Origin of the sequence: Rhodococcus sp. NyZ502 (assembly GCF_041464245.1) — a bacterium.
In the GTDB taxonomy this organism is placed as follows: Bacteria; Actinomycetota; Actinomycetes; order Mycobacteriales; family Mycobacteriaceae; genus Rhodococcus_F; species Rhodococcus_F qingshengii.
The window spans coordinates 434688-446364 of the sequence record NZ_CP167155.1 but is presented as its reverse complement, the minus strand read 5'-3'; the positions used below and the strand labels follow the sequence as shown (position 1 = coordinate 446364).

Here is an 11677-nt window from a genome sequence, read left to right as displayed (position 1 = left end):
ACTCCTGGTAAGCCTCGTTGGAAGGACGGACGCCGCGTCAGACGCGCTCGATGATGGTGGCAACGCCCATACCGCCGCCGATGCACAGGGTGATGAGGGCGCGCTTGCCGCCACGACGCTCGAGCTCGTCGACCATCGTTCCGGTGATCATCGCGCCGGTTGCACCGAGCGGGTGACCCATGGCGATCGCGCCACCGTTGACGTTGAGCTTCTCGTCCGGGATGTTCAGGTCCTTCTGGAACTTCAGGACGACGGAAGCGAATGCCTCGTTGATCTCGAAGAGGTCGATGTCGTCGACCGTCAGGCCGGCAGCTGCCAGAACCTTCTTCGACGCCGGCGTCGGGCCGGTGAGCATGATGGTGGAGTCGGCGCCGCTGGTGGCGGTGGCGACGACGCGAGCGCGCGGCGTCAGACCCATGTCCTTGCCGGCCTGCTCGCTACCGACGAGCACGAGGGCAGCGCCGTCGACGATTCCCGAGCTGTTGCCGCCGTGGTGAACGTGGTTGATCTTCTCGACCCAGTGGTACTTCTGCAGCGACACGGCGTCGAATCCGCCGATTTCACCGATCACACCGAACGCGGGAGCCAAGCCGGCGAGGTTCTCTGCCGTGGTGCCCGGACGCATGTGCTCGTCGTTGTCGAGGATGGTGATGCCGTTGATGTCCTTGACCGGCACTACCGACTTGGCGAAGTATCCGCCGGTCCACGCCTTGGCGGCGAGGTCCTGCGAGCGCACGGCGTATGCGTCGACGTCGTCACGCGAGAAGCCCTCGATGGTGGCGATGAGGTCTGCGCCGACGCCCTGCGGCACGAAGTAGTTGTCGTAGTTGGTGGCGGGGTCGAGTGCCCACGGTCCACCGTCGGATCCCATCGGAACGCGGGACATCGACTCGACGCCACCGGCAATCACCAGTTCGTCCCAGCCGGACCGAACCTTCTGAGCAGCCATGTTCACGGCCTCGAGGCCGGAAGCGCAGAAACGGTTGAGCTGAACGCCACCGACGGTGTCGGGCAGTCCCGCATCGTTGACTGCAACGCGGGCGATGTCCATTCCCTGATCGCCAACGGGGGTGACGACGCCCAGGATGAGGTCGGAGATCCGGTCCTCGTCGAGGTCGGGAAAGCGCACGCGCAGTTCCTGGATCAGACCCGTGACCAGCGAGATCGGCTTGACCGAGTGCAACGACCCGGTCTTCTTGCCGCGGCCTCGCGGGGTACGGATGGCTTCATAAATGAATGCCTCTGTGGTCACTGTGAGGTGTTCCTTCCGTGTAATTCGTCGAACCGGTCTGCAGATCGTCCGCGCCACCTTCGGTGGTGGCGCATGGCCGAGGTACAGACCTCAGCCCTTTCACTGTAGAACGTGTTCCAAATTCATGGGAAGGACCGAAGCGATCCTGCTAGGTGACCGAGGTGATCAGGTGCGCGAACGCCTGCCCGCTTCGGTTCATTTCGGGTGCGCCCCCGGAAGCACTCACGGCACGATGCGATACGGCAACATCATGTCGTGATCTTCGTGATCGAGTAGATGGCAATGCCACACGTATCCCTGGAGTCGACCAGAATCAGCCATATCGTGGCGCCCACCGCCCGTCATCCCACTACCCGTCATCACACCGCTCGGAAGACGATCGAACATCGCGTCGGGATCGAAACCCAGCTCATCCGCGGTGGGGAATCGCACGATGATCCGGGTGACAGTGCCGCCGTCCACCCTGACGGTGTCCTTCATCCCCGCTTCCCACGGCGCCGGCGCGATCATCGGCCCCGCCTCGAACCCGTCGGGCGACGGAGTCCACTTGTTGCCGATCACCGGCTGCGGATGGCGGATCAAGTACTCCAGCGTCCGCATCGGTGTTCTGCCGAGAATCCGGAAATTCACCAAGTGCAGGTGTATCGGATGCGGGTCCGGCGTGGTGTTGACGATGTTCCACTGCTCGACGGTGCCTTGCCGCGGCCTCTCGACGTCCGTGGTGCTGAACGTCAGGTTGTTCAACGTCATCTGAGCCGGTGGATTCCGCAGTTCCAGTTGCTGGCTCACCGTCACCGTGCGAATTACAGTCGGCTGCTCCAACGGGGCGAGAACGTCACGTTGTCGGCGCCCACCGCGCAGTTGCGACGGAACACCACCGGTGAATCCGCGCCTGGCGTCACCGCGGAACCGGCAGAACAGCGGCATAGTCACTTCACTGATGACAGCGGCGGGCAGCGGGGGCGCCTCGTCGTTGCGAAGCTCCACCGTCGAACCCTCCGACAGTCCGGTGAAATCGACGAGGAGGTCGTACCGCTCCCCCGGTGCGCAGCGGAAGGCATTGACCGCGACGGGCGCGTCGAGCATTCCGGCGTCGTTGCCGATGACCCAGAACGTCATCATGTTCGAGAAGTGAAGATTCCACACACTTGCCGACGACGCATTGACGATGCGGAAGCGGTAAAGGCCCCGAGCCACAGACAGTTCCGGCCACACCTTGCCGTTGACCAAGCCGACGTCGCCCACCGCGCCGCCTTCCCACGATCCTTCCGGGATCAAGATGGTGGATCGGCCGTTCTGGGCGCCTGTCGGCGTGAAGATCTTCTCCTGCAGGATCAACGGGATCTCGAATTCCTCGGCCGGCAACCCCAACGGATTTCCCAGTTTGCCGGTGTCGAATTCATCCCTGATCAGATAGTTGCCGATCAGACCGGCGTAGACGTTGAGCCGGGTGATGCCCATCGCATGATCGTGATACCAGAGGTGGGCGGCTTCCTGACCGTGCAAAAAGTGATGCATCGCAGCCTGTCCCGGCATCACCAGCAGTTCCGGGTGGCCGTCGCTCTCAGGTGAAGTGACTCCACCGTGCAAGTGCAACGACGTCGGCGGGTGCGCACGAAAGTCGGCCTGCATTCCGTGCAGCGTCATATCCATGTCCGCTGCCAACGGATGTCCGGTCAGATCGTTCTCGAACGTCAACATGATCGGCTCGCCGGAATGCGCCTCGACGGTAGGGCCCAGATAACCGCCACCGATCTCTCCGCTGCGGTACGACAGTGCTGGGGACGGGGGAAAATCCCGATGAAAGGCATGTTGCCCCACTTGCGCTGTCAGTGTGATCTCGTTTCCGGAAAGCGTTGACAACGAATGTAGTTCGTCACAGAACGGCTCGAACTCCGGCGAATGAAAAATCAACGGAGACTCGATATCCACACTCCCCGCCGGAGCAGCACCTGCCTTTGCGCCCAAAGCAACAGCCGCTGTGCCGACTACCGACCCTTTCAGAACCGATCTTCTGGAAACCCCGATACCCATACATGCCCCTCCCCATCGAAACGGGTTGCGTTCTCCGGCAAGGAAAACGCAACCCGTCTCTCCACTTCGATCTCGGAAAATCCCCCGTCTACTTTCCGTCGATCGCCTCCAGCACCGAATCGATCAGCGACTGTGGAAGTTTCGACGGCGGAGAGATTTCCAGTTCTCCCGGAGCGCCCGGCATCGTCCAGACAGTTCTGTGCCGAGCGATCGCGAGCTTCTCCCGTGATCCGTCCTCATTGACCTTGAAGTACTCGAACTCGAGGTCGATCCCCCTCTCGTAGAGGGCAGACAGGGACATCGTGACCAGGACGTCGTCGAACGGCATGACCTCGCGCAGATGCTCAACCCTGGTGTGCACACAACGAAGTTCCCCGAGGGCGCCTCTGGCCGCCATGGCCTCACGCTGAGAACGGACCAGGAACTTGTCCCGAACCCTCGACTGCCAGATGTAATAGTTGCCGAAGTAGATGTTGCCCACGACGTTTCCGTCCTGCAACGTCGTCGAGAACACCTCGGATTCGAGCAGGTACGGATTGCGCGGCACCATCGGAGCCGAGCGGATCACGGAACCACGATCGACGTTCTTCGGTTCGGTGGGAACAGCGATGTTCTTCGTCCCCGTCGGAATCGTCATCGGCTCGATGAAATCGTGGAAGTACTGCGGCATCGGCCGTGCCGCCACCACACCGTGGGAGAGGATTTCCACCCACGTCGTCTGCATCGCACTCCACCCGATGTGAGTGCGCGTCTCGCCGTCGACCCGGCACCATTCGACATGCAGATTGGTGGTTGCCCGATCCGGACCGGTGAGCTCGGTGATCCAGATCGTCCCCTCGACAATGTCGTCGGTGTACAGGTTCGCATCGATGAACACCTCGGAGTTGTTGGTCACCATGCCCCAACGACCCGTCGCCATGTCCTCCACGATCTGCTTCGAGATCGGTCCGGTTCCCCTCTCTCGCAAAGCGCCCAGCCACAGCGCGAAGCTCGCGAACCCCACTGATCCACCGACGTTGCACGCGTCCCGGAACCCGACGGGGAACCGGATCGACACCGCCGGATAGCCGCTCCGGGCCACCACATGCACGTCGGAGCCGTAGGCCATCGGATCGAACTGCGCGAGAGACTTCGCCGACAACGGGCCGGAGTCGAACTGCGGTGCCGGGTCCTGCGCCGGTTCCTCCGCATCCTCCTCATGAGTCACAAACGCGAGAATCCGCTCCTCGTTGTCCGTCAACAGAGCTGGAAAAGTCAGAACCACCACGCTTCCCTCTGCGCCGCCGCGGAAGGTTACTGCGTCGTCCTCCCTTGCGCCCATCGCCAGAGAAACCGACATCTGCCCCGTGGCCTTTCGGATCGCCTCGGCCGCCGCCCACAGCCTGGTTCCCGCACGATCGAGTGATTCGCCGCCCGCGATCAACTCGTCCAGCAGCGGAATCCGCGCCGAACCCAGAAGCGCCTTCCACTGCACGGCGGTTCGGGAGCGAATCGGTTCGATGTCACACCCCTGAGGCCAGTCGCCGGCCGAACTGAGTGACTTGCTGCCGTCGTGCGAGAGCGAGACATCCACAGAGGGCGGAATATCACCGACGACGACGGGCTTTCCGGTTTCCTGCCATTCGATGGCAAAGGCATTACTCATTTGATCACCACATCCGCATCGAGATGAATGTTCACTGCCGCCTCGGCGATCGGTTTCTCCTGCTCGTGGCGTTCCGACTTGGTCAACTCGTGAATCCCCGGGGTATGCGCGACCACAACCCGCGGGCTCTTCACTCCCAACGCCCGGCTGTGTTGCGCGAGCTTGTCGAGAATGATCTGTGCGTCGCGCGCAGTCGGATCCGCGATTTCCTCAGCCGTAGGACGGCTTTCGTCGTGGGAGAGAATCTGGGAGCGATATCCTTCGAGCTGCATCACCACTCGTCCGTCCTTCACCACCGCCACGTCGGCTTGCATGTGGGTCTCTGTCTGCACCTTGTCGTAGGCGTACGCGGTGAACGAACGAGCCTCGAATCGTCCGTCGTACATGTCGATTCGCGCAATGTTGACCGGAAGGCAGATCTCCCGCGGAACCATGATCTGACCCGATTGGAGCAGGGAATCGAGGAAGTAGGGATCACCGAGGAGGTGCTGCTTACGGTCGGCTCGCGAAATAGCGCTGAAGAGAATGTGCTCGGAATCGAGGCTCGAGATCTCTTCGAGTCGGCGGAAATCGCCCTCCTGGAACAGCAACCACGAGTAGAGATCGTCCAACGGATCGATGTCGAGCACCGGTCGCGGCAACTCCTTCTCGAACTCCGGCAGTGTTTCGTCCAGCCCGAAGATGAAGTCGGCCGAGAAATGGGGCCGTCCGTACCCGGTCCGTTCGGTGCCGATCGTGACATGCACCCGCGTTCCTGCAGCATCACGATCCTGCTCCACGACGCTTGCCTTGATCTCGACTCTGGTGCCCTCGACCGTGTCGACGACGATCGGTCGATCCAGCTTGATGTCGTCGATGCGGACGCGGCCCAGAGTCACGCGTCCGGTGACATAGGCCGCCGCCTGCGACATCGCCTCGAGTCCGAACACCGTCGGAAGCAGCGCCGATCCTTTCCAGACATGGTCGAGGACAAAAGGATCTGCCGAGGTGGACAACGTCGTCCGGGTAACCAGTTCTACCTGCGGCTCGAAGGTCACCACTTGGTCGATGTACCGCGACACCGCCGGCAGAGCCGGTGCTGCCGGCGCCCAGGTGTCCAGACCGCCGAGTCGACTGGTCACGACGATACGACTCGCCTCGGGTCCGCTGTCGACCAGGCGAAGGAAATGATCCACTCCCGCAGCCGTGGAAATCGGCATGACACCCATCTTCGCGAGGTGGTTGACACTGCCCATGCGGGCGCCCATTCCGGTCTCTCCCCACACGCTGTACGCGAGCGAGAACGTCCGACTCTTCGGGTGCCCGGCGGCATACCGCACCACCATTTCGTCGAGAAGCTCGTTTCCGTATGCATACCAGCTGTTTCCGGGCATACCTGTGAATCCGATGATGGAGGAGAAGCCCACGAACAGCTTCAAGTCGCGATCAGCGAGCGCTTCGACGAAGTTGGCTGCGCCCAGGACCTTAGGTGCAACCTCCTTGAAAGCCGCAGCGCTGTCGACTCTCTCGAACCGCCGCGGAACATTCGCCCCCGCACCGTGGACAAACCCGGTGATCGGCCCAACCTCGACCTCGATCTGGGCGACGACGCCGGCCACCGCCGCAGCATCCGTGACGTTGCAGCGATAGTAGTGAGCGCTCAAACCGGCAGACGTGAAGTCCGCAAGAGTGGAAGCGATTTCGTCACCCGCTTGTCGCTGAGAGCTTCCGATCAGCACTAGTTCGGCGCCTGTCTTTCGGCCGAGAGCCAGAGCGCATTGCGCCATGATGCCTTTCGCGCCACCGGTCACGACCACTACATCCGAACTTCCCAACCCGCTCTCGCGGACGGTGTAGTCGCTCGAGGCGAGAACCCGCGGTTGCAGTGCCGTGCGTCCCATCTCGGTGTCGTAAGTCGCGAACACATAGGATGCAACCGAATCCAACTCGGAGACGACGGTGGTTGCCACCACCGCGTCCGCAGTCGAGCCGTCAAATCCTATGACGCGGACATCCAGTTCGGGGCGCTCGTGATGCACCGAAGCGGCAAAAGCCGCCGCACTCGATACCGGCGCCGGATTGCCCAACTCGACATCGGTGAACTGAATCACTGCCAATGTGGTTCGTGCGCCTCCACTTTGCTGCGCCGGAACCATCTTGTACATGTGTTCGATCCCACGGCGCAAGCCGATTTCGGTGACGGAATCATCGGTCACACGCGGCATTACGGCAACCACGTGCTGTGCATTCGCAGGAGCGCCGTCGGAGAATGTGCGAATGTCGACCTGAGCACCACGCCCTCGTAGTTCGGATTCCAACCTTCCGACCAAACCGGCGTCGTCACCGATGACGACAAACGTCGTGTCCGTGAGGTCTCGGACTCCGTGCAACGCTGTCTCACTCCGAACCTTTTCCAGGGTGTAATCGCGAACCCAGGTGAAGCTGTCGGCTGATAGACCCTTTGCCTTCACCGGCAGCGCCCGCGCAACCGGCTGCTGCTGCCCCGACTTCTCTTTCGCGGATCGATCGAGCACTTCGATCAGTTCACCCAGGCTGACGTTGACGAGTTCGGCCGGATCCAGATCACCCTGAACACCCAATCGCGTTGCCACAGTTGCTATCGCATCGGCAGCCTTGATCGAGTCCATGTTCAGGTCGTCGAGCAAGTGGAGATCCACATCGAGAGACTCCACCGGAAATCCGGTGTCCTCCGCGATTACCTCGAGCAGTATTCGCGACACGTCCGACTGCACCGAACTCGCTGCTGGAACGGCATAACCGAGATTCGGTGATGCCGCAAGGATCAGCGATGCTGCTTCTCCGATCGTGGCATTGGCCAACTCGGCAGGGTCGAGGTCGACAACCTCGAACTGATGCGCAACCTTCGAAATAGCCTCTGCCGCACTGATCGAGTCGAGATTCAGATCATCGAGCAGACGCAGATCCGTCGTGATCGACTCGGCGGGGAATCCCGTCGTATCGGCGAGGATCCTGATCAGCTCACTTTCCACGGACCCAGCGCCCGCGTCAGCCGGCTCTTCGACTACCGGAGCCGAAACCGGCGAAGGAGCTTTCGCTGCTACAGATTCGTGGCCGTTGGTGACTGCCCGCGAAGTCGGAGCAGATGGAGAAGACGGAGAAGTCGCTCCACTGCCTACATCAGCACGAATCACGTCGACGAGGAAGGTCCCGCGTCGGCTCAGGTAATCGGCCAGCGCCGCAGCCGGATCCCCGCCGGACGTACCAAGTGCGAGCGGTTCGGGAGCAGAGGTAACCGTCAGCTTCGCCTCGGCCAGGTTCTCGATGAACACCTTCTGATCGGCAGGAACGAATTCGCGCACGAACCGGCCGTCGAAAATTTCGTTCCAGCGGACCTGAGCGCCGTGGACGTACATCGCGGCCAGCGCGACGTTGAAGTCCTCGTCGCGTCCGGACTTGGACGCAACGGGGAAGCAGCGCACGCCGTCGGTCCCATTGATCGCCTTGGTGAGCCCGGTCAGCACACGGCCGGGTCCGACCTCGACGAGCAGGTCCACGTCCTGCGAGATTCCACTTACCGTCTTGACCCAGTCGACCGGTGAGACAACCTGTTTGGTGACCAATTCGCGAAGTGCCAGTGGCGTCTGTACGCGTTTCCCTTCGACGCAGGAATACACGGGGCAAGTCAACGAATCGACTTGCTCGTCAACGGGCGCAGTGGACTTCAGCTCCCGCTCGGCCTCGTTCATCATCTCGGAGTGGAAAGCATTCGACACGGCAAGCGCCTGAGCCGACACTCCGCGCGTCTTCGCGATGGCAACCACATCGTCGACCGCGTCTTTGGTGCCCGAAACCACGGTCTGTGTAGGCGTATTCAGATTCGCGACGGTCGCGTAACCCTTTGTTTCCGCGATGATCGCCTCAGCCGTCGATCGGTCGCAGGTCAGGCTCGCCATCGCGCCGTTTCCACCACCACTGACAGCCATGGCCGCACCCTTCGCCGCAGCCAAGGTGATCAGCGTCTTCTGGTCGTAAGCTCCTGCCGCGTAGAGCGCGGTCAACTCGCCGAGACTGTGGCCGGCGACAGCACTGGGTGTGACACCCAATCGGCGGAGGTACTCGAACCAGAGCAGCGAAGCCAAAGCGACGGCAGGCTGGGTGAACTGCGTCTGGGCGAGATCCCGCTTCCACTTCGCCAATTCCGCAGCGTCAGCGCTCTTGACCGGGTTCCGCAGAATTCGAGGCGTGATCGCCTCCGCTCCAACTCCCTCCAACCAGCCGTCCGCCTCGGTCGCCAGTTCGCGTGCCCACTCGAAGCGCTCGATCAGCACGCGCGCCATCTCTAGTTGTTGGGATCCCTGTCCCGGGAACAGGAATCCGATGTCGTGGTGGACGGCGTTCGAGATTGAGATCTCGTTGCTCACGACCTTCACCTGACCGGATGCAGGAGCGGAGTTCTCGCAGATCACGGCAAGCTGACGCATGCGTTCGGCCAACTGCGCGGGACGTCCGGCCACCACTGCGGCACGGAAGGGCGCGGTCGGCAAGATCACTCGAGAGAGTTTCGCCGAAAAGTCCAGCAGCTCGGCAACACTCAACGGAACCGCCAGATCTGCAACATCCCGCGCTCGGGTCGCCAAGTCCACCGCGGAATCTGCAGAAAGTACGAAAACCTCGGTGTCCTGATACGACGCCATCATCGTGCGGACGTCTTGCGAGGGTGTCAGCTTGCTGGATGGTGCATCAGCCGATTCGATCGCGACGTGGCAGTTGATACCGCCGAAACCCATGGCTTGCGCGCCGGCACGCATCTTCTCGGACGGATCTCTGATCTCACCGTTGACGAGCGGAAAGAGTGCCGGCGCTTCGGTTCCGAACGCCGGGTTCGGGTCGGTGCAACCGGCGAGCGGCGGAAGGATTCGTTGATTGACGGCCATGGTCGCCTTGATCAGCGCAAGGATGCCCGACGCCGCCTTCGTGTGCCCGATCAACGACTTCAGTGACGTCATGCCGATGCTACGAGCCTCGACGGGCCCGTCCGTCTGAGCGGCCTGCTGGACGCCGGCCAGTTCGACGGGGTCTCCGACGGGAGTACCAGTTCCGTGTCCTTCGACGAAGGCAACCTCGCTGGCCGCGAATCCCGCTCGCGAGTATGCGCGACGGATCATCTCGGCCTGAGTTTCGGCGCGGGGCTTGGTGATTCCACCCTTGCCATCGGTGGAGATGCCCCAGCCGCGAATCGTCGCGTACACGTAGTCGCCGTCCGCCCTGGCGTCCTCGAGTCGTTTCAAGGCCACGAATCCGCAACCTTCACCCGGGATGAATCCGCTTCGGCTTGCGTCGTACACGTTCATGTCGCCACGGGTCAGTGCACCCAAACGGGCGAATCCCACCAGTTCCAAAGGATCCAAGCTGACGTCGACTCCCCCTGCCAAGACGAAGTCGGCCGCGCCGGACGCCAGCTTTTCGGCTGCAGTCGCCACCGCGAGCATTCCGGACGCGCACGCACCGTCCACGACGTACCCGCCGCCGTTGAAGTCGAGATAATTGCAGATCCGGCCGGCAATCGTATTCGACAACATGCCGGCGAGAGTGTCTTCACTCGGCTCCACCAATGGGCCCTTGTAGACCTCTTCCATCGTCTCGGCGAGAGCATCGGCGACGGAACTGTCCAACTGGCGCGCTTCGGCTGCCACAGCGAGTGCGCGCTTGACGTAAGGCCAACGCAAACGCATCGACCACATCCGGGATTCTTCTCCGGTGAGGGAGTTGCCGACGATTGCGGCGCTGCGTCCAGTGGGTACCGATCCTCGGCTGTAGCCCGCGTCGGTCAAAGCCCCGAGTGCTGTTTCCAGAGCCAACCAGTGTGTGAGATCTGTCGACTTGAAGGTCCGCTCCGGTATCCGGCGACCGACCCAGTCGAATTCGAAACCATCCATGAACGCGCCGCGATCGGCGTATGTCTTGTCGACGTCGTCAGGGCTCGCGCTCCAGTAGTCGTCGAGGGACATCCGTGACTCCGGAAACTTTCGGAATTGCATCCGACGCGCGAGGACGTTCTCCCAAAATCCTTGCAGATCATGTGCACCGGGGGACCACATGCTCATCCCGACTATCGCAATCGCAGGATTAGTTGAATCTTCAGTCATCTTACACTTCCTATTTTCGCGCGCATCCACGGGAGACTCAATCGACCGAAGACTAACCACGCCCTCATCGGTGTGTAAAACGCAGATTCACCTCAAGGCATAAACAAATAACAAGGGTTGTTCGGCGCAATGAACGTGTTTCAGCAATTTGACAGCAATCGAGCGTTAGCTGTAACTCGGAGTTACTTATTTGCTTCGCAAACGGTCATGCTCCTGCTTGAACATCCGTACCGGATCCCGGTTTCACGGCCGCCATTTTCTCGCGATCGGCAAATATTCAGTTGAATATGCACCGAAATGCCGCAATGCCGAATATGTGGCCAATTCGCCGAATGTCCCAAATTGGTCGATCCCCGCAAATCAAACATCCGACAACTATCAATCTGAACATTCGTGACACACCGAAATTTAACAGCAGCACTCGAATGCCCATCAGACAACGAGAAATTCCAGATATTCTTCGGCGACCATCGTCCGAATCGACGTTTCGTTACACCGGAACTGAGCGAACGAATGTGCCAGCAAACCAGCCACATACAATTCAGCTTTGCGAGGCCGAGCCGGCGCGCTTTCGAGACGCGCGCGCACAAAGGGAACGGCACTTATAACAATTCGATCACACAGTGGTGCAGCTGGATT

The 11677-nt window shown here is 61.3% G+C and carries 4 protein-coding genes; all 4 read right to left on the bottom strand.

What is annotated here, in order from left to right; all coding sequences use genetic code 11:
* Positions 1–37: 37 nt before the first annotated feature.
* Positions 38–1252 (bottom strand): acetyl-CoA C-acetyltransferase, encoded by a 1215-nt coding sequence (locus ACBG85_RS02115; protein ID WP_007731553.1) that lies wholly within the window; start codon positions 1250–1252, stop codon positions 38–40.
* A gap of 222 nt (positions 1253–1474) precedes the next feature.
* Complete coding sequence (locus tag ACBG85_RS02110) at positions 1475–3286, bottom strand: multicopper oxidase family protein (RefSeq protein ID WP_372026020.1); 1812 nt, start codon at positions 3284–3286, stop codon at positions 1475–1477.
* Between the two features lie 88 nt (positions 3287–3374).
* Complete coding sequence (locus ACBG85_RS02105) at positions 3375–4931, bottom strand: hypothetical protein (RefSeq protein ID WP_042922793.1); 1557 nt, start codon at positions 4929–4931, stop codon at positions 3375–3377.
* Positions 4928–11038 (bottom strand): SDR family NAD(P)-dependent oxidoreductase, encoded by a 6111-nt coding sequence (locus ACBG85_RS02100; RefSeq protein ID WP_372026017.1) that lies wholly within the window; start codon positions 11036–11038, stop codon positions 4928–4930. Before ACBG85_RS02100 ends, ACBG85_RS02105 begins: the two co-directional genes overlap by 4 nt.
* Between the last annotated feature and the right edge of the window lie 639 nt (positions 11039–11677).